9 protein-coding genes are annotated in these 21631 nt (G+C 62.1%); 7 read left to right on the plus strand and 2 right to left on the minus strand.

Annotated elements, in window-relative coordinates; translation table 11 throughout:
* The first annotated feature begins 105 nt into the window (after nt 1-105).
* Complete coding sequence (locus tag BV034_RS33605; RefSeq protein WP_050031308.1) at nt 106-1578, plus strand: YdiU family protein; 1473 nt, start codon at nt 106-108, stop codon at nt 1576-1578.
* 498 nt (nt 1579-2076) lie between these two features.
* Here the strand turns inward: BV034_RS33605 and BV034_RS33610 are convergent, their stop codons facing one another.
* Together BV034_RS33610 and BV034_RS33615 are read right to left on the minus strand one after the other, a co-directional pair.
* Nucleotides 2077-3447 (minus strand): SGNH/GDSL hydrolase family protein, encoded by a 1371-nt coding sequence (locus BV034_RS33610; RefSeq protein WP_265593777.1) that lies wholly within the window; start codon nt 3445-3447, stop codon nt 2077-2079.
* A gap of 68 nt (nt 3448-3515) precedes the next feature.
* Entirely contained in the window at nt 3516-4814 is a 1299-nt protein-coding gene (locus BV034_RS33615) for a hypothetical protein (RefSeq protein ID WP_050031310.1), read from the minus strand.
* Nucleotides 4815-5359: 545 nt separating this feature from the next.
* Between BV034_RS33615 and BV034_RS33620 the strand changes: the two genes are divergently transcribed.
* From BV034_RS33620 to BV034_RS33645, 6 genes are all read left to right on the plus strand, one after another.
* Nucleotides 5360-10966, plus strand: a complete 5607-nt coding sequence (locus BV034_RS33620; RefSeq protein ID WP_050031311.1) for a BACON domain-containing carbohydrate-binding protein — start codon at nt 5360-5362, stop codon at nt 10964-10966.
* Nucleotides 10967-12321: 1355 nt separating this feature from the next.
* A complete protein-coding gene (locus BV034_RS33625; RefSeq protein ID WP_050031312.1) occupies nt 12322-13995 on the plus strand; it encodes a sensor histidine kinase in 1674 nt (557 codons plus the stop codon).
* A 4-nt stretch (nt 13996-13999) separates the two neighbouring features.
* Nucleotides 14000-14638: a response regulator transcription factor gene (locus BV034_RS33630; protein WP_050031313.1), complete on the plus strand. Its 639-nt coding sequence runs from the start codon at nt 14000-14002 to the stop codon at nt 14636-14638.
* A gap of 141 nt (nt 14639-14779) precedes the next feature.
* The gene (locus tag BV034_RS33635) at nt 14780-18283 is read left to right on the plus strand and encodes a ThuA domain-containing protein (protein ID WP_050031314.1); all 3504 of its coding nucleotides are present in this window, start codon (nt 14780-14782) and stop codon (nt 18281-18283) included.
* A 1282-nt stretch (nt 18284-19565) separates the two neighbouring features.
* A complete protein-coding gene (locus tag BV034_RS33640; RefSeq protein ID WP_050031315.1) occupies nt 19566-19946 on the plus strand; it encodes a BlaI/MecI/CopY family transcriptional regulator in 381 nt (126 codons plus the stop codon).
* Nucleotides 19947-19952: 6 nt separating this feature from the next.
* On the plus strand, nt 19953-21620 hold the full coding sequence (locus BV034_RS33645; protein WP_050031316.1) for a M56 family metallopeptidase: 1668 nt from the start codon (nt 19953-19955) through the stop codon (nt 21618-21620).
* Nucleotides 21621-21631: the final 11 nt, after the last annotated feature.

Raw genomic sequence — 21631 nt, forward strand, 5'->3', positions numbered from 1 at the left:
GGGGCTCTATCTGGCCCGACGCGGCCACCGGTGCCCCGCTTATCCGTTGGCGGCGTAAGTTCTCTCGCGTAAAGCTGACGTTCCGCCCCCATCCTGCACCCCGTTATGTCCAGCCCTGCCTCTGCCTCATCTCCCCACCCTGCCCCCGCAGGCTGGCACCTGGAACACTCGTACGCCCAGCTCCCGGAGGCCTTCCACGTCGCATTCAACCCCACCCCGGTACGCGAACCCAAGCTCGTCATCCTGAACCGCGCGCTGGCGGATTCCCTGGGTCTGGATGCGGACCAGCTGAATCAAGCGGGATGGTTTGCAGGCAACGAACTCCCTCCCGGCGCGCGCCCCCTGGCCCAGGCCTATGCAGGCCATCAGTTTGGGAACTTCACCATGCTGGGGGATGGTCGGGCCATCCTGCTGGGCGAGCAACTCACCCCTGACGGCAGGCGCTTCGACATCCAGCTCAAAGGCTCCGGGCAGACCCCGTTTTCACGTCGCGGAGACGGCCGGGCTACGCTGGGCCCCATGCTGCGGGAGTACATCATCAGCGAGGCCATGCACGCGCTGGGCATCCCCACCACCCGTAGCATGGCCGTGGTCACCACCGGGGAGCTGGTACGGCGCGATGGGATGCTACCCGGAGCCGTCCTCACCCGTGTGGCCGCCAGCCACATCCGGGTTGGCACCTTCGAGTACGCGGCAGCCCGCGGGGAGAAAGCGCTGTTGCAGGCGCTGGCAGACTACACCCTGCAGAGGCACTATCCTGACGCGGCAAGCGCTCCCCAACCTTACCTGGCCCTGCTGGAATCTGTGATCGAGCGACAGGCCGCGCTCATCGCCCGCTGGCAACACGTGGGATTCATCCACGGCGTCATGAATACGGACAACATGGCCCTCTCCGGCGAGACGATCGACTATGGACCCTGCGCCTTCATGGATGCGTACGATCCCGCCACGGTGTTCAGCTCCATCGATCACCAGGGCCGCTACGCCTACAGCAGGCAGCCCTTCATTGCCCAGTGGAATCTGGCCCGGTTTGCCGAAGCCCTGCTTCCCCTGCTCGATCCCGTGGAGGAGAAAGCGGTGGAGCTGGCCAACGATGCCGTTGTTGGGTTCGAACTCATCTTCAAGCGCCACTGGCTCGCCGGTATGCGGGCCAAGCTCGGGCTCTTCACTGACGAAGGCGATGACCTGGCCCTGATCGAATCGTTGCTTCAATGGATGCAGAAAACGGACGCCGACTTCACCAACACCTTCCGGGCTCTGTCTGCTCCTGGCTCCCGATCCATTTCCTCTGACCCGGTCTTCCTTGACTGGCACCAGCGCTGGCAGGATCGCCTGGCCCGCCAGCCGCAACCAGCACAAGCGGTTCAGGAAAGCATGCGCCAACACAATCCGGTTATCATCCCGCGCAACCACAAGGTGGAGGAGGCCCTCGCGGCTGCCGTGGAGCGCGAGGATCTGAGTGTGATGGAACGCCTGCTGGCCGTGCTGGCGAAGCCGTATGACCATACGCAACTGCCGCCGGAGGAGTACCTCGCTGGTTTGCCGTCAGGTGACTACCAGACCTTCTGCGGCACGTAGGAGAAGGGGCGTTTGATCTTACGCCTCTTGGTAGGCGGTTGCATTCCGCGGGGTGAACGTCGCTTACGGGGAGATTTGTGCCTCCTCACGTCGAAAACTACGGCCGGTGTTGCTCACCACGAGACAGAAGGCCTCGTCAAACATCTTCCGCATCCGCACTCACCCCCGATGGCTCACGTCTCTGAACCCACCCACTGGTGTTTGATCACCAAACACCCAGCGCCCTGTAGTTGTCGATGTGAGGAGGCACTCGCTGAAGCGTCTGCCATCGTCGCGCACGCTCTATGCCATCAAGATGCGACTGACGCAGATGCCGGAGACCCCGCCCCCTCTACTCCGCGGTCATGTGACCTTGCAGCTTGTACACAATCAAAGGAGGCGGGGGTTCCCAGCCCCGCTCAGTCGCCGCCCCCAGTCGTTCATCTACCTATCAACGCCCTCCTCTCCTGATGCTGTAGGGCAAGCGCTCCGCTTGTCACGCCAATCCCCTCCGTCCCCTTACATAGCCCCCTTCGGCCCCGCCCCTTCCACGATGACCAGTTTCTGGATGTAGAAAGGCACCTCAGCGGTGGGCGGCTTCGCAAAGGAACGGAAGATTCCCACAAACGCGAGGCTGGCCTCAGGGGGCACGACACATCCGGCCATGACGATCCACTTCCAGTTGTCGCGGGCGAACTGGGTCGATCCGGTGACTTGATCGCTGGAGTTGGTGGTGAACTTCACCTGAATGTCCTGCTCGGCCTCCTTTGGGACGAAGCACAGCACGGCGATACTGACCGTCTTTCCTCGAACTTTCGCCAGCGCCTCCCCAGTAATGCTGATCTGCAGGCCGTCGTTCTGCGTGGTGCCGGTGAGCGCCAGGGAATAGGGAGCGTCGCGAAAGGTGCGCGAGGTGTCCTTCTGCACCTTCGCGTTGTGGATGGTGCGCCACTTGTCAGGCATTTCCCCTGCCCAAGTGGCCAGGTCCCCATTGGCAACAAGCGGCTCCGCCAGAAGAGTCGCCCAGCAATCGGTAAGCACATCCATCTGCGGCGTGGTGGATTCCCAGGCGGCGATCAATGCCTGGTAGATCAACTCGTACCCCTTGGCGTTGGGATGCACATTGTCCTGGTAGAGATCGGCGGCCTTGTTCCGCGCCAGGAAAGGCGCGTGGCCATCCACCAACGTCAGGGACGGCATGGCCGCGGCGGCCGCGAGCCACCACTCGCGCACACGATCGTAGCCATCGTTGTCCCGCCAGGGGTTCTGAATAATCGCGGCCTGGGGTGTCTTGGGAAACTCAAGTCCCACCCGCCCGATGGGGGCGAGGAAACTGCCGCGGCCATACGGATGGTCCTTGGGCTGCAGATTGGCCTGATGATTGTGTCCATGATTCCAGAGCACGAGATCGGGTGCCTGCCTTTGCAGCGGCGCGATCATGTTGTTCCACCGGGAACCGTCGATCATCGCCTGCGCCACCGCCCCAGGCAGCACGGCGTTGTAGAGGGTAAGGGTGGGCTTGGAGGCTCCTTGACCTTCCGAAATCACGATCGGCTCGCCATAGTTTCGCGGCCCGGTCGGGGCATTGGTCACCCATTCCGCCCAATACCACTCGGTCACCCGGTGGGAGGGATACTGGGTGGCCAGCCACCGAATGAACCGGCGGGTCCCGGCATCGGCCCGATAGCCGGTGCTGTCTGAGATGATGAGGAGCGTGGCCGATTCACCACTCGCCAGCTTTTGTTTGAGCCGCGAAAAGGCGTTCACGGCAGGCACTCCGGCTACAGCGCTCGTCGCGACGTTCTCCCCCAGCAGACAGCCAACAGACGCGGCCAAACCAGAGGTCAGGAAAGTGCGGCGGGGGAGCAATGGAAGGGAACGTCGGCTCATGGGAAACAAGGTGGATGCGCAAAACATACAGGATGCGATGCCGGCCTCATGCAAATTGAACTCGCCTCTTACTTGGCCGGCGACAGGGGCGGCCGGTGAACCCGGATCTCCTCAATCGAGCCGGCATCTTGGGTGATCTCCAGCGTGTGCTTTTGGTTGGGGAGTCCTTGCACCAGCCAGACCCAGGAGGGTCCGTGCACATCCGAGATCATTTGCAGGCCCACCTTCTCCAGATAGCGAGGCTCCGCCTTCCACTTGATCGTCAGGGTCTCGGGCACAGGCTTCACATTGGCCAGCATCAACGCATAGGGGATGCCCCAGCTCTCAGGTTCGATCACCACGCGACCAGAGTTCGAGACAAAACGCTGATCGCTCCTGCCACTGCCATCCGGCCCGGTCTTGGAGCCGGTGAGAGTGAAGGTGAACTTCATCTTCTTGGGATCCTCCTCTGCATCCGCCCGCTTCACCTCCAGCGTCCAGTCCTCCAGCAGCAGTGGAGCCTGGGACCGGATGGGGGCAATCGCGGGCCACTTGACCGGCCCCTTCCATTTGCCTCCCGGCCAGGCGAGGGCTCGTGTGAACCCTCTCAGACTGGGAATCTCCGCAACGGGCTGACCGTCAATCCGCAGCTTCTCCGCTGTCAGGTTTGACGCCCCCTGGATCGGCACTTCCACCGCTGTGCCCTCGAACTCCAGCTTCAGTGAATCGCCGTGACGCACTGGCTGACCTGCGCTCACCCAGCCCTCGGCAGGAGATGGGCCCAGTTTGGGGTCATAGCGCAGGTACGCCTTCACGCACTCCGCCATGAGATACTCCCCGTGGGCATTGAGATGCACGTTGTCCCTCAGCAGAGCCTTGGGTTCCAGCCGGTTGTCTGCGAGATACTGCTTCCAGATGGCCCGCTGGTCGCAGAACGCCGTGCCGTACTTCCTGGACAGCGCCGGCAGCCAGTTGTGGTTCATGAAAGAATCCCAGTTCCCGCTCTGGATCGGCACCTTGGCAGGATCCATCTCCTCGGTGAGATGCTCGGTCTTGGTCACGTGATCATTCTGCTGCAGGATCTCCGCCGTGGTGCGCTCACGCACCATGCGGAGGATGTCCTCATACTTGTCGTGCGCCCCGTACACGTGAAAGATGAGCAGATCCGGCTGGAAGGGCACCACATCCGTCTCCACCGTGCGAGAAAGCAGCTGCGAGGCGTACCCTGCCAGCGCGAGATTTTCCACCACCAGATTGGCATGGGGAAAGCGGGCCTTCAGGTCCTCCGTCACCAGCCGGGTCCAGCCCTGCTCGGTGATGCTCTGTCCGTAGAACAGGATCCGGACGTTGTTGCGCTTCACCGGGGTGCTCTCCGCCAGCAGGCGCATCGTCCGCTGGATATGTGGCCTTTCCCCGTCATGTCCGGCAGCTTTACGGGTGGGTAGTTCTCTGCCGCGAGCGCCCCTCCCACCGACAGGGCGGCAAACCATGCGGCAGCAAATCCCGCCAGGGGGCGGATGGACCAACGGGGAACAACGCGGGAAATCATGGAACCCACAACGCCCGGCCACCCTCAGTCCTTGGAGAAATTTTTGACCCTTCGATTGCACCTCCAACTCCATCAGGGGCGGCCTGATAGACCTCTGGTGAGATACGAGGTTCTGCCATCGCAGCGAGCAACGCCGCGTTGTCTAGGTTTGAGCAAGACAGGGCAAATTTTGCTCATCAAGTCCGCCACCAGCAGACTTTCATCGGCCTTTTCAAGGGCACCCGACAGGATGATCACTGACAACTATGCGATGGGCGAGGTAACAACTTTTCACCTTGCAACCATTCAATAGCCAAACTAATCAACCCGCCTCCTGCGGCCACGATGCCCGGGCAAATTGTCGAAGCATGCCTCGGCAATTTGTCTCATTCAGAAAGAATCCCCATGAAATCCCTCCGCCATTGGCTCCTCATACCTTTGCTGCTCAGCGTATTTGCCGCCCTGAGCTCGAACCTTGCCCGCGCGAATGCGCTGATCTATGCGCCCAACACCTCCAACAATCGGATCGACGCCTTTGTGGAGGGACAGGCAGGGGTGGGCATGACCATCGACCTCACCGTTCAGCCTTCCGGTATCGCACTGGACAGCGCCGGAAACTGCTACGTCTCCTCCGGCAGCAACACGATCAGAAAGTTCTCTCCCACAGGAGCGGATCTGGGCACGCTTCCCAGCACAGGGCTGAGCTTTCCGGCGGGGATGGCCTGTGACAGTGCGGGCAATCTCTATGTCATCAATTCGGTCAGTCGCTCCATCCGGAAGTTCTCTGCTGCCGGTTCTGACCTCCTCAACATCGTCGCGGATACCGGGCTCGTCGCTCCCAGAGGCATGGCCCTCGACGGCTCCGGCAACCTCTACGTCAGATTCAGCGGGAGTGGGGTTGTCAAAAAGTACAATTCGTCGGGAACCGAATTGCCCGTTTTCCTCAACCTGAGCGCGACCGTCATCAACGGCGTGGCCGTCGATGCGGCAGACAACGTTTATGTCAGCTACGGCAGCACCATCCGGAAATACTCTTCCGCCCAGGCGGATCTGGGGACCTTCGCCACCCTCCCCTCCAGCGGCGTCGCTAATGCGCTGGCCATCGACAGTGAAGGCAGCGTTTACGTTTCCGATGGCGTCACCCGGACCATCCGGAAATTTTCCGCCGCCGGAGTGGATCTGGGAGTCGTCGCCGATCCCAGCACCTACCTCGCGCAATATCTCGCACTCCGTCCGTTGAGTCGGTCACTGGCTGCCTCATCGGTGATCGTGGGCCCTTCCGCCGGTTCAGCGAGCGCCCCCCTGGTTTCCTCCCCAGCGACCGCCCCGTGGACCGCTGTGGCCAACGACGGGTGGCTTCATGTGGATCATACCGGCTCGGGCAGTGGCCCCGTACCTGTAGCCTTCGATGCCAACCCGGGCCCCACCCGTACCGACACCGTCACCATCGCCGGCCAGACTTTCACCGTCACCCAGGCAGGAGCCGGATATGTGGAAGCCCAACCCCTCATCCCCCTGGCCTCCACAGGGCTGAAGTACCCTTTCACCGTGGCGGTGGACGGCACAGGCAACGTGTACATTGCTGATGCCAACAACAACGCGATCAAGAAATGGACCCCGGCCACCAACACCGTGACGGACGTGGTCACCACCGGACTGTTGACGGTCGATGGTGTGGCCACTGATGCCGCAGGCAACGTGTACATTGCGGATACAGGCAACAACGCGATCAAAAAATGGACGGCTCCGGCTGGTCCCGTCACCACCCTGGTCTCAACCGGATTGCACAATCCCTACGGAGTGACGGTGGATGCACTGGGAAATGTGTACATCGCAGACACCTCTAACAACGCCATCAAGAAGTGGACCGCCGCCACCCAGACCGTGAGCACGGTGGTTTCATCGGGACTCAGCTTCCCTACGGCCGTGGCGGTGGATGTCTTTGGTAATCTGTACATTGCCGACACTGGAAGTAACAGCATCAAGAAGTGGACGGCCACGACAGGCACCGTGACGTCCCTCCTTGCTTCAGGACTCGACAACCCCAGCGGTGTCGCCGTGGATGTCTTCGGCAACGTGTACATTGCCGACAACGGTCACAACGCGATCAAAAAATGGTCTTCCGCGACGCAGGCCATCACGGTCCTGGCAGCCTCCGGTCTGAACAGTCCGCAGGGCCTGGCGGTGGATGCCGCAGGAAATGTCTATGTGGCGAACTCCGGAAGCAACGCCATTGCGGCCATTCCCCGCGCTTTTGTGGATGTCTCGGGGAGCAACGTCCCCGCCACATCGGGGACAGGTGCCTTGTCGGTGGTCCTTCCTGCTTCCACGAACCTGCAGGCCCCCTTCACTCCTACGAGTGATCAGCCATGGCTCACCATCACTGGCGTGACCGCGGGCGTGGTGAGCTACAGCTATACCGCCAACGCCGGGAGCAATGGCCGGACGGCCCACATCAACCTCCTGGGCCAGCAGGTGCCGGTTCATCAGGCAGGCCCTACCCCCACTATCATCGCCAGCAGCACCAATGTGGACGCCGATGCCAACACCTTCACCATCCAGGGCACTGGCTTTGACCCGGTGGCCAGTGGAAACATCGTCATACTGAGCAACGGGGCCATCGGCGTCGTCACCTCCGCCACCCCCACCAGTCTCACGATCACCCTGACCACCAAGCCCACCAGCACCGGCCCCATCACCGCCTCCGTGGTGGTGAATGGCGTGGCCAGCGCCGGCAGCGTGCAGGTCGCCACCATCCAGGCCGTGAACACGCTGACCGCCCCCGCGCTGCTGGTGGGCGCAAGTGGCGGTGCCAAAAGCATCACCCTCGTCACCACACCCAGTACCGCCGCGTGGTCAGCCACGCCCAATGCGGCCTGGCTGCATCTCACCACCGCCAACGGCACTGGCTCCACGAACGTGATCTTCACGGTGGATACGAACGGAGGTGCCCCCCGCAGCGGGACGCTCACCATCGGCGGCAAGACCTTCACCGTCACCCAGGCAGGGGCCAACTATGACCTCACCACCGTGCCCTTCACTGTGACCGCGACCGGACTGGCTGATCCCAGCGGCGTGGCCCTGGACAGTACCGGCAATCTCTACATTGCCGACTACACCAACAATCAGGTGAAGAAGTGGACACGCTCCACCAAGACGGTCTCCATCCTCGACACCACTGCCGCCGAGCTCAACGGTCCCACCGGAGTGGCCGTGGATGCATTGGGCAATGTGTACATCGCGGATTCCAGAAACAACCAGATCAAGAAGTGGTCCCCGACGACGCAGACGGTCAGCATTCTCGACACCAGCGCCTCGCCCCTGCTCAGCCCCTATGGCGTCGCAGTAGATACAGCGGGCAACGTGTACATCGCCGACAGCGATCACAACGCCATCAAGAAATGGACTGCGGCCACCGGAGCCATCACCACGCTCGCCGGAGGCCCGATCAGTGAGCTCAACGGCCCGCAAGGACTGGCGGTGGATGCAACCGGCAATGTCTTCATCGCCGACACGCTCAACAACGCCATCCAGGTCTGGTCTCCACAGACGCAGTCCCTCACGGTGCTGGCCACGGGCGTGAATCTCCCGCGCGGCATCGCGGTGGACATCTCTGGCAACGTGTACGCGTCCACCTTTGATCACACCATCTTCAAGTGGACCGCCGCCACCCAAACCGTGAGCGCGCTGGGCACCGGGCTGAACCGCCCCTTCGGCATGGCCACCGATGCTCTAGGCAATCTCTATCTCGGCGATCAGGGAAACAACGCGGTCAAAGAACTGGCAAACGCCTATGTGAGCGCCGCGGCGATCTCCAAGGGATCATCCGCAGGATCCGATACCCTGGTGTATCTCCCGCTGAACCGCGACCTCACCGGCCCCTTCGCCCCCACCAGCAGTCAGGCATGGCTGACCGTGGACAGCGTCGCCAATGGCGTGATCTCGTACAGCTACACGGCCAACACCGGTGGCCCACGCACCGCCTACCTCAGTGTGTTGGGTCACCAGATCACGCTCACCCAGGGCCCCGACATCATCGTCAACTACAACAGCGGCACCCTGGCGGCCAATGCCACCACCCTGACGATCCAGGGCAGCGGTTTTGACTCCACCACTCCAGGAAACAACATCGTCTATTTCAACAACGGCGCGACGGGTGTTGTCACCGCTTCCACCGCCAACTCCCTCACCGTCACCCTGACCTCGCCACCCACCAGCGCGGGGGCACTCACGGTTGTGGTGGAGTCGGGCGGCAGCTCCAACGGGGCGCCGGTGCAGGTCGGCATCGTGCCCCTGGCGCTGAGCACCTACAACCTGCTGCTGGACAATGCCGCTGACTCCGACACCGTGGTGCTCTCCACCGCCGCGACGGAGACCGCCTGGGCTGCCTCCGATGACGCAGCCTGGCTTTCCCTCCCACTCACCAACGCGTCAGGCAGCACGAGTTTCAAGTTGAGCTTCAGCCCCAATGCTGCGGCCACCCGCACAGCGACCGTCACCGTCGGTGGTCTGACGCTCAGCGTGACTCAGCCGGGTTCGAGCCATCAACCCGCCACCGCCGTGCCTACACTGGTCGATACAGAGGGGTTGAACTTCCCCGCCGGAGTCGCCGTGGATCGCGCCGGCAATGTGTACATCTCTGACTACGGTGACGATGTGGTCCGCAAGTGGAATCCCGTCACCGGAAGGCTCACCACGTTGAACACCTCTGCCGCCCCGCTCGACGGTCCGCAAGGGCTGGCGGTGGATCATGCTGGTGCGGTGTACATCGCCGACTCCTTGAACAACCAGATCAAGCGGTGGTCTCCGGTGAACAACTCGGTGAGCATTGTGGACACCAGCGCCTCGCCCGTCAATGAACCGGTGGGCGTGGCCGTGGATGGCACGGGGAATCTCTACATCGGGGATTCCGGAAACGGTGCCGTGAAGAAGTGGGATGTCATCACCCACCAGATGACCGTTCTGGCCCATAGTCTGAATACCCTCCAGGGCGTGGCCGTCGATGCAGCGGGCAATGTGTACTACACCTATGGCAACACGAACGGTCAGGTGGCCATGTGGAAGGCGCAGACTCAGACCATCACCCCGCTGATCACCACCGGCCTCAACGTACCGCGCGGGCTGACGGTGGATGTGTCCGGCAACGTGTATGTGGGGGACACCTCCAACAACGTGGTCAAAGTCTGGCAGGCCCGGAACCAGACCGTAACCACGGTGGTACCGGGACTGAACTCACCCTTCGGCGTGGCGGTGGACGGGAATCGCAGTGTGTACGTCGTTGACCAGGGAACCCAGTCCATCAAATCGCGCCCGCGCGCCTTCGTGGACACCACTCCGCAGAACCTTGCCGCCGCGGCGGGGGCTGGCACGCTCTCCCGCGTGCTGCCGCTCAACCAGAGCCTGCTGGGCCCCTTCGCCCCCACGAGCAATCAGTGGTGGCTGCAGGTGGACGGCACCGTGAACAGCCTGATCAACACCTACCAGAGCATCAACCTCACCGGCACCGCACGTTCTGCCCAGATTGGGGTACTGGGAGTCAACATCCCCGTCACCCAGCAATCCGGTGGCACTGGCATCGGGGCCTGGCGCACCCTCTGGTTCGGCAGCTCCGCGAACTCCGGCGACGGTGCCGACACCGTTGACCCCAATAACAACGGCGTCCGCAACCTGGTGGAGTACGCGCTGGATGGCGACCCCACCGGCAACACCACCGGAGGAGATGTCCTGCCAGTGCTCTCCATCAGCAGTGGCAACAAGCTGCAGATCTCCTTCTACCGGTATCTGGATCGCACGGACCTCACCCTCACGGTGCAAGCCAGTGAGAACCTGACCACCTGGACCGACCTCGCCCAAAGCGTGAACGGAGCCGCGTTCACCGTGATCACCGCTGGCACGACGATCCATGAAACCGGCACCGATGGCTTCCGCACCGTCACTGTTGAAGACCTCTACCAGATCTCAGATCCTGCTCATCCGCGCCGCTTCATGCGGTTGAAGGTGACAGGGCCTTGATAGGGGCGGCCTGTAGCGGGCGATGGGAACTCCAACTTTGTGTGGCCCCCATCGCCCCGTTGCCAAGCCCATGCCCACATCTTGACGAAGGTGCTGATAGCTGGCAGGTTTGTAAGCACATAGAACCCAAGCGCGGCAGCACAGCCCCTGACACCCAACAACGGTCAGCCTGCCTGCACCCGCAACAGCCCCCGGCACATCCCCTCTGCCCCAGCCCGAACAATCCCGGTCGTAGTTGACGACGTGAGGAGACACTAATTTCCCGGTCTATCACGCCGCGGCAGGATACGAAACCAAGTGGCCAAGGTATCCGCTGGGTCGGGCGGCAGCAGGGCGTTGGACAGGCGGATATCTGTCGCGTCATCCGCACCATAGACGCTTCAGTTAGTGTCTCCTCACGTCGTCAACTACGGTCGGCTTTGACAGTCGCTCAGCAGAGGGAGTATCACTAGAGCCGTTGAAGCTTTAGATGCGCTGAGAGGTACAAGCTGGCGCCCAGGGAAAGTGCCAGACACGACAAGCCATCATCCATCATTGAGCGACCATCGTCACCCCGCATCCGAAAATCTCGCGAAGCGTCTTGGAGTGCGTGTGGCTCGACACCGCTTTGGCACCCCTGGTGATCACCTAGAACCCAGCCCCAGCAGCAGAACCCCTGACACCGCCATCCATCAGCCCCCTATGCCCACAACAGTCCCCGCAAATCCTCTCTGCCCCAGCCCGAACGATCCCGGTCGTAGTTGACGACGTGAGGAGGCACTAATTTCCCGGTCTATCACGCCGCGGCAGGAAGCGGAGCCAAGTGGCCAAGTTATCCGCTGGGTCGGGCGGCAGCAGGGCGTTGGACAGGCGGATATCTGTCGCGTCATCCTCACCACAGACGCTTCAGTTAGTGCCTGCCAAAGAACCTGAGGAGCTGACGTGGGGGTGTTGATGGCGGTGGGGAGGAAGCGGATGCTGTCGGCTTTCCCACCTGATCATCTCCTGCGGAGGTCCCCAAGGTAGACTCGCTTAGGGCTCGTCCAACCTTGGGCTGTGCTACAGATCCCATACTGGGATCTACTTCGGTCTGAGGCGGGCATCTCAAGGTAGTTCCTTGGCACCCCCGCAAAAGTGCACGTTTGGTCCGTTCTCCTCACGTCGACACCCACAACCGCCTTTGGGAGTCTCTCTGCAGAAGACATCACCTTGGAACCACTGCCACTTGAGGCAAACTCACGAAACCTCCCCTCTTCCCCGTGCACCCAACCTCGCATTTGAGACGGCTTCCAGATACAGTAGCGTCTGTGGTGCCTTCACTTCTCTCGATCCTGCCCCGACCCGCCCCACTCCAGCGGCGTGGGGGCTCGTGGCGGATGGCACCCATCCTCTGGGGTATGCTGGCCTCGCCCTTGGCCCTGCCCTCAGTCCGTGCTGAATCCCTCCCCAACCCCGCCCCGGTGGTCTTGCTGGTGGATGGCAAACCGTTCTCTGCGGGTCCAACTGGCTTTCGAGTTCCAGCATTAGCCAAAACGGTCAGCTTCCGCCTGGGCAAATCCGCCCAGGAGGATCCAGAGAACTGCCGCCGCATTCGCTTCAAGCTGGATGGAGTGGATGAATCCTGGCGTCAGATCGAGAGCGAGATGTGCCTCATCGTACGGTTCGCCGATGCGGCGGGAGACCAGGTGGGGCAGCGTCTTTTCCCGGTGGATGGCATCAGTGCAGGATGGCGGGGTGAGACCGGGACTTCCACCTTCACCTCGCGACGGGAATCCTTACGAGTGCCACCGGATGCCGCCACTGTGACGGTGGCTATTTCCTCGTCCGGCCCTCCCACGGCCATGGGACTCTATGCCGTTCGAGACTTGAAGCTCTCGAGCCCGGCCACGCCGGCAGCAAGGCTCGTCTATGAAACGGCCTCCGGTCTCGATGAGCAGCACTCCATCGCCACTGGCTGGACGCGCAGTGGCACCCGCCCTTCCATGGCCAGGCTGGTGACCACCCCTGCGGGAGAAGCCTTGTGCATCCTGGATGATGATGCTGGAGCTCATGCAGAGTGGAATCTTCTCCGCACGGGTGCGCCACGCGTCACTCCCGGAGCGACCCTCACCGTGGAGTGGTCCGAGATGTACAACATCGGCATGGGCAACCGCTTTGATGTGAACTACGGGCGTCTGGGCGCTGGCACCCACACGTTCTGGAGCGATGAACTGGATGCCACGGGCAACTCCCTCCATGGGCCGCGCCAGCTTCAGTTTGTGGTGCTGAAGCCGTTGTGGCGCAGCGTCTGGTTTTGGATCAGCAGTTCCACCATCGGCGGGCTGGTGCTCTGGTGGGCCTGCCGGGTCATCATCCGGCGGCGTATCCGCCAGCACCTCGCCCGGGCCGAGCAGGAGCGGTTGGTCGAGCTGGAACGCCTGCGGATTGCGCGGGATCTGCATGACGACCTCGGGGCGAGGCTCACTCACATTTCGCTCATGAGCGGGCTCGCCGAGAACGAGCCCCAGAGCGAGTCCTCGCGGGAGAGCTTCCAACGCATCTCGGCCATGGCTCGCGAGCTGGTTGGCGCGCTCTACCAAACCGTCTGGACCGTGAATCCCGAGCACGATCACCTAGAGGCGCTGGTGAACTACATCTGCCAGCTCACGCAGAACTTCTGCGACACTGCGCGGATCCGCTGCCGCATTCATTCCTGCGAGGTGCCGGGCCAACGCCGCGTCACCAGTGAGGTGCGCCACAACATCACCCTGGCCGTGAAGGAAGCGCTGCACAATGCCATCAAGCACGCCGCGGCCACCGAGATCACCGTGCGCATGGAGTTCACCGATCCGACCCTCACGATCACCATCACCGACAATGGGAGCGGATTCGATTCCGCAAACACGACGCCAGGGCACGGTCTCAACAACATGGAGCGCCGCATGAATTCCCTGGGAGGCACCGTTTCCTTCCAGAGCGTGCCCGCCAAGGGCACCACCGTCCGATTCGAAGTGCCCATTCCTGCCACGCCCTCCAGGCGGCCATCACCATCCTCTTCTCCTGCGACCTAAGCTGATGAAAGACAAGAAAACGGTCGTGATTGTGGAGGATGATCCGGGGCTTCGGGAGCAGCTCCTCCTGGTGCTGAAAAGCGCCCGCGATATCGAGTGCCTCTACGCCGTGAAGTCTGGGGAAGAAGCCGTCCGCCAGATCCCCACCAACCCACCCGATGTGGTCTTGATGGACATTCAACTGCCAGGGATGTCGGGCATTGAATGCGTGGCGGTGCTCAAGAAGCGTCTGCCAGACATGGAGTTCATCATGCTCACCGTGTACGAAGATGCCGAACGCATCTTCCGCGCCCTCAAAGCAGGGGCGAGCGGATACCTCGTAAAATCGAGCGCCCCGGAGAAACTGTTCGAGGCCATCCGCGATGTCCATTCCGGCGGAGCGCAATTCTCCGCCCACATCGCCCGCCGGGTGGTGCAGTACTTTCGCGGGCCCACGAAGCCGGTGGATGAGAACGAAAAACTCTCGCCGCGCGAGGGGGAGGTCATTGAGCTGCTGGCCTCCGGATACATCTACAAGGAGATCGCGGACAAGCTGGGCATCGGCACGGAAACGGTGCGCACCTATGTCAAAAACATCTGCGTGAAGCTGCGGGTGAAGAACCGCACTGAGGCAGTGGCGAAGCATATTTCCGGCGAATCCTGACCCTCTGCGGGCAGGGGGTGACCTCCCCGCTTTAGGGGATGCGGCGGAAAGTGACGAGCCGCGGGAGTGCGTGCAACTTGAATGGGGACCCCGGCTTTTCGGGATCATCGCGCTTCAGTTCAACCACCGCTCCTCATCTCCGTGATCAAGTTACCGCCATTCACCCAAGGCCTCCGGCTGGCTGTGCTGCTGCTGACGTCCGTTTCGCTCGCCCAGCCTCGTGCCGCACAACCTTCCACGCCCGCTCCGGCCCCAGTCGTAGCGAAATCGAAGGATGCCATCTCCGTGCTCGTCATTGGAGGACAGAACAATCACGACTGGAAAATCGGCAATGAGTTCCTGCTGACTCTCCTGAATGGGCTGCCGGGTTTCATCGCCGAGGAGTCCAACACACCCGCCAAAGGCGCGCCAGCGGCGGAGTGGGACAAGTGGGATCCCCAGTTCCAAAAGTACCAGTGCATCGTCCTGGACTACAACGGGGACATGTGGCCGCAGCGGGTGCAGACGGCTTTTGAGAAATATGTCGCAGACGGAGGCTCCGTGGCGCTGGTTCATGCCGCCAACAACAGCTTCACCGGCTGGAAGGAATACGAAAAAATGGTGGGCCTCCTCTGGCGTCACACCGTCTATGGTGCAGGGCTCTATCTGGAAGATGACGGCACCGTGGTGCGCGAGCCCGCGGGCAAAGGCCGCCCGTCCGGCCATGGCAAACAGTGGGACTGGCAGGTCACCGTGCGCGATGCGCAACACCCCGTCACCGCCGGCATGCCCCGTGTGTGGAAGCATGTGAAGGACGAGCTCTACCACGGCCAGCGCGGACCGGCCGAGAACGTGAACATTCTCCTCAGCGCCTTTGACGATGCGAAGTACCAGGGGACGGGCAAACATGAGCCGGTGCTCTGGTGGGTGCCCTATGGCAAGGGCAAGGTGATGACCAATGTGATGGGCCACGTGGGAGACAGCTCCGGCCCGCTGGCCTGTGTTGGTTTTCAAACGACATTCCTGCGTTCCATCGAATGGCTGGTGACCGGCAAGTGCCCTACAGCCATCCCTCAGGACTTCCCCACGGAGGAGCGCACCAGCCGCAACTTCCCCGGTGGCGTGCCCAAGGTGCCTATGATGGATCTCACCACCCAGCAGGCCATGGACCGGATCAAGGTGCCGGAAGGTTATCGCCTTGAACTCGTCACCGCAGAGCCCACCATCGTGCATCCCGTGCTCTGCACCTGGGATGGAGACGGGCACATGTACGTGGCGGAGATGCGCAGTTACATGCACGATCTCAAGGCCACCGGCCAGGACGAACCGGTTTCACGCGTGTCCCGCCTCACCGATACCAACGGGGACGGCATCCTCGACAAATCCACGATCTTCGCAGACAAGCTGGTGCTGCCGCGCATGGTCCTCCCCCTGGACGGGCGCGTCATCATCGCCGAAACCTACACCGGCAAGTTCGCCACTTATCAGGACACCAACGGCGATGGTGTTGCAGATGAGAAGAAAGACTTCTACAGCGGGGAACCGACCAAGAACAACCTGGAGCACCAGGACACCGCGCTGCAGTGGGGCATCGACAACCACCTGTACAGCGGCAATCTCTCCCGCCGTTTCCGCCTCACCCGCGAAGGCAGTGCCATGGAGCCGGTGCAGATCTTCGGCCGCACCTCCCAGTGGGGCTTGGCCATGGATGATGAAGGGCGCTTCTTCTGCTCCGCAGCGGGCGGGGAAAACCCGGCCTTTGGCTTCCAGCAGTTTCCCACCTACGGGAGCCTGACGTTGCCAGACGAAACCGAGCCTGGATTTGCCGAGACTTTCCCCGGCGTGCAGACGGTGGACACCCAGAGCGGCCTCAACCGCATTCACAACACCAAGGGGACGCTGAACCACTTCAGCGCCTGCTGCGGGCAGTCCATCTTCCGCGGCGATCAACTGCCGCAGGAAATGCGGGGCGACTACATCCTGCCGGAGCCGGTGGGCCGCCTCATCCGTCGGGCCAAGGTGAACAACGTGGATGGCAAGCGCGTGCTCACCAATGCCACCCCGGGCGACGAATTCATCACCTCCACCGACATGGCCTTCCGCCCGGTGTGGACCGCCACCGGGCCCGATGGCTGCCTGTATATCGTGGACATGCATCACGGCGTCATTCAGGAGAGCGCCTGGGTGCCTCAGGGTGGCTACCTGCACAGCGCAATCGTGAACGAAGGCTATGACAAGTATGTGGGCCACGGCCGAATCTACCGCCTGGTGCACAAGGACTACAAACCCGGCGCGCAGCCCCGCATGCTGCAGGAAAAACCGGCTGAACTGGTCCGGCATCTCTCCCACCCCAACGGCTGGTGGCGGGACACCGCCCAGAAGCTTCTGGTGCTCAAGGGGGACAAGAGCGTGGTGCCGGCTCTCACCGAACTCGTCCGCAAGGGTCAGGAACCTCTGGGCCGCATGCACGCCCTCTGGACTCTGGACGGACTGGGCGCCACCGACCTGGCGCTACTCATGGACGCGTTCAAAGACAAGGATGCACGCGTGCGCGCCGCCGCCATCCGCATCAGCGAACCCTATCTGCAAAAGACCGACAAAGAACTGCTGACCAAGGTGGAGGCGATGGTCAAAGACCCGGCCCCCGACGTAGTGGTTCAAGCTGTCAACTCTCTGCGCTACGTCCCCGCCAAAGGCGGACACACCGCGATGCAGGCGGCCGCCACCTCCCATCCCTGGAACGAGATCATCACCGCCTCCGCCCGACAGAGCCTGCAGTTCGATCCGGCCAGACCCAGCGGAATCTCCGTCAAGATCGATCCCGTGGGCATGGCGCTCATGCGCAAGGGCAGCGAGCACTACGCCCAGATCTGCTTTGCCTGCCATGGCCCGGACGGCAAGGGCGTGGTGACCTCTGATGGTCTCCACCTCGCCCCGCCGCTCTCCGGTTCACCCCGCGTGGCAGGCAGTCCGGATGCGCTCGTGCGCATCCTGCTGCATGGTCTCATGGGCGAAGTGGATGGCAAGAGCTACCCTGGTGCCATGGTGCCGATGAAGGCCAACGATGACCAATGGGTAGCGGAGGTTCTTACCTATATCCGCAACAACTTTGGCAACAATGCGCCCACCATCACCCCTGCGGAGGTGGCCGCCATCCGCGCCGAGTCCGACCGACTGGAACCCTACACCCTGGCTGAGCTGGGGCCCTATCTGACCGTGCCGCGCGACAACATGAAAGCCTGGGCCTTCAGCGCCTCCCTCAAGGAGAAGGACACCAAACACGCGTGGGACGGCGACGCCAAATCCCGTTGGTCCACCGGCACCCCGCAGCAGCCCGGCCAGTGGTTCCAGTTCGACATGCAGCGGGACTATCTGCTCACTCGGATCACCCTCGACTCCCTGGCCTCCAAGGACGACTACCCTCGCGGGTATGAGGTCCGGGTGAGCGCCGACGGTGAAAAGTGGTCCGAGCCCGTGGTCTCCGGCAAAGGCGCCGCCATGACCACCGTCCAGTTCCCACCCAATACCGTCACCCGCTTTGTGCGCATCACCCAGACGGGTTCCGACAAGGGCTGCTTCTGGTCCTTCAATGAGATGGCGGTGTATGGCACGGATCAATTCGCGAAGGATAAAGGTAAAACCGCCGCTGCCTCTGCGGCGCCCTGACGTGTGAAATTCAAGAGAGCCGGGTGTCGAGTCTTGTGACGTCGACACCCGGCTTTTTGTTGCCGACACTACGTAGTTTTCATGAACCTTCGACGAGAGGCAGGGCGACACGTGCCGCCTGCTCTGCACCGCATCTCCTGGCGAAAGCGGCGCTTCACGCCGCACTCCACAGCGACTTCGTCGCCAGGTGTTGGAAGCTCTGGTAGGTCTGGTCACCGCCAGGCTTCAGACATGGGAGGCCATGGAGACGCCCTGAAAGACTATACACCCTCCACCTGGATGCGAAGCATCTTTGGAGTGCGCGCGGGAACCGCCGCTTTGGCTACGCCTTGTGAGGTGCTTGAACCCTTCGCCATCCGCCGAAGCCCGCCCCGTCGACTCTCAACACCGGCCAAAGTTGTCGACTTAGGGAGAACCGACCAACCGCGCGCATTTGGTGGACTCCAAGGAACCACCTTGAAGAGCCCGCCTCAGATCGAAGTTGATCCCAGTATGGGATCTGTAGCACAGCCCAAGGTTGGACGAGCCCTAGGCGAGTCAACCTTGGGTAACGTCGCAGGAGATGATCAGGTGGGAAGGCCGACTGCATCTGCTTCGTCCCCCATTGCCATCAACACTTCCATGTCAGGCCCCCAGGTTCCTTGGTAGGTACAAATTTTCCGGTCTGTGGCGCAGTGGCAGGAATCCGGACCAAGGAGCCAACGCATACGCTGGAGCAGGGCGAAAGCGCGGCGCTGAACAGCCGGATGTCTGGCGCGTTGTCCAAGCCACAGACGCTTCAGCTAGTGCCTCCTCACGTCGACAACTACGGCCGGTGTTGAGAGTCGGCGGGACAGAGGGAAAGGCTCTGGGGCCTCTGAAACTTGAGGCAAGCTGAAGGAACATGCCGGCGAAGATGCTGGATAGGCAGGAAATCCATCCCGCAGGCGAAAGCGGCGCTTCACGCACGCACTCCACAGCCCCGCACGCGGGGCCAGGTGCTGGGGGTTTGCACGTGAGAAGCAGGTACCATCGGCCTGACTTCCTGAAGGAACGCTCGACTGAGCGGGGCTGGGAACCCCCGCCTCCTTTACTCTGCCAAGCTCGCGAGTCGCACGAACCGACTCAACCCCTCCGGCAACCATGCCGATTGCCAATCGGCGGCACAGCAGATTAACAATCTGCGCTACATTCCCGCTGCACCCCTGACTTCATGTCTTGCGTCTTGAGTCTTGCAGTCTTTTGCCATCTCCCACTACATTTGTAGTTGCCACATCACGACAAATGTAGTGAAACTGTGCGCATGACACCCGCGCCTGATATTTCTGAATCCGAATGGACCGTCATGGAGGCGCTGTGGGACGCCTCACCGCAGACGGCCTCCGAGCTCACGAAACTCCTCCGCCCCACCACGAAGTGGGCGGAGAATACTGTGCGCACACTGCTCACCCGCCTTGTGGAAAAAGGCGCGCTCAAGACGGCAGAAAACAGCTCCGGCACCCGCACCTATCTGCCGGCGGTGAAGCGCGAGGCCTGCGTGCGGGCCGAGGGCGAGTCCTTCATGCAACGGGTCTTTGGCGGGGCGGCAAAACCGCTGCTCGTCCACTTCGCCCAGAACAGCAAGCTCACGGCTGAGGAAGTACGTGAGCTGAAGAAGATCCTCGATCAATCCCTGAAATCCTGACCTGCCATGGACACCCTCCTGCACCTCTTTGACTGGATTCTCGCGACGAGTGCCCGCGCCTCCGTCCTCGTGATGGTGGTGCTCGTCATCCAGGCGGCAGTCGGGCATCGTGTCTCTCCGCGCTGGCGCTATGCATTGTGGCTGCCGGTGCTGGTGGTCCTGCTTGTCCCGGTTTGCCCGGAGAGTCCGTGGGCCGTCAGCTCCATCATCAATCTGGCTCCGGAGTCTCCGCTCACCGTTTCCTCTGTTATACAACCCACCGGGGTGTTGCTCACCCACACCACCCAAGCTGAGGCCCCGGGGATTCCCGTGCCGACCTCATGGGCGCTCCTGCTGTGCTGGATATGGCTGGGTGGAGCAGCAGGCATGGTCATCGTGGGCCTGGGTGCTTATCTGCACACGCTGCGCCAGTGCCAGCGCGGCCTTCTTCCCGCCAGCTCCGCCTTGCTCAGCGAGATTGACGGACTGACCCAAGCGATCGGCCTGCGGCGAGTGCCGCGCGTCTGGGTGTCCTCAGGGGTTCACAGTCCTGCGGTCACCGGTCTGTTGCGCCCCACCCTATTGCTGCCCGCTCATTTTGAGCAAACGCTCGCGCCGCAGGAAAGGCGCTTTGTCATTAAACACGAACTGACGCATCTCAAGCGAGGTGACCTCCCCGTCCATGCGTTGCTCTGCCTGCTGCTCGCTGTGCACTGGTTCAATCCCGTGCTCTGGCTCGCCTTCTTCAAACTCCGCCTTGATCGCGAAGCCGCCTGCGATGCGCAGGTGCTCGACCGCGAAAGCCAGGCCGGACGAGTCGCCTATGGCCACACGCTGTTAAAGGTCGAAACCGCCTTCAGCCCCGCGGGATTCAGCCTCGGTTTTGTGGGCATCTTCCAGCGGGGCACTGCCTTGCGTGCTCGCATTCAATCCATCGCCACGCCACCCACGCCCCATCCTCTCATGAAGACCGCCCTTTGCCTCACCATGGCATTCCTGACCTTCCTCGGCATCACCCGAGCAGCCTCCCCGGACCCGAAGGCACCGCAGATCCTCATCCACGCCAAGTTTGTGGAGGTCAGCGAACGCAATCCAAGATCATCCAGTAGCACTCCCCTGCCTGCCCCGCTGGACAAGCCGGATCAGAAAGTGCCCGGCCACATTGCCACTCTGACCGATCCAGAGTTCCAAAAACTCATCCGGAACCTCAATCAGCGGAAGGGAGTGGATCTCCTCACGGCGCCGCAAATGATCACCAAAGACCGCCAGCAGGCCCGGTTCGAGGTGGTACGCGAATTTTCCTACAAAGACGAAGCCGAGCGACAGGCGACCAAAAAGCCCGGCGTCACTCTCAGCGTCACGCCCAAGCTCAAGAAAACCGGCGAGATCGCACTCGATGTTTCCTCCCAGGTCATGGAGTTCGAAGGGTTTCTCCCCCACAAGAAGAGCGGCTGGCAGGAGCCGATCTTCAATGTGCGCAAAGCCAGGCTGAACGCGGCGGTGCTCCCCGGACAGACTGTGGTCCTCGAAATGGAACCGAGGACCGACAAGCAGAGGGTGGAAGAGACTGACGGCGCTGGACGCACCATCAAATCAGAGACCGTGAGCCTGCGGAGGCGTTTGCTGGTCTTCGTCACGGTTGAGCATGTGGCCCCTCGCTCCTTGAAGAAGACACAGCCACAGCCTCCGCATTGACGAGATTCCAG

Source organism: Verrucomicrobium sp. BvORR034 (genome assembly GCF_000739635.1).
Lineage (GTDB): Bacteria > Verrucomicrobiota > Verrucomicrobiia > Verrucomicrobiales > Verrucomicrobiaceae > Verrucomicrobium.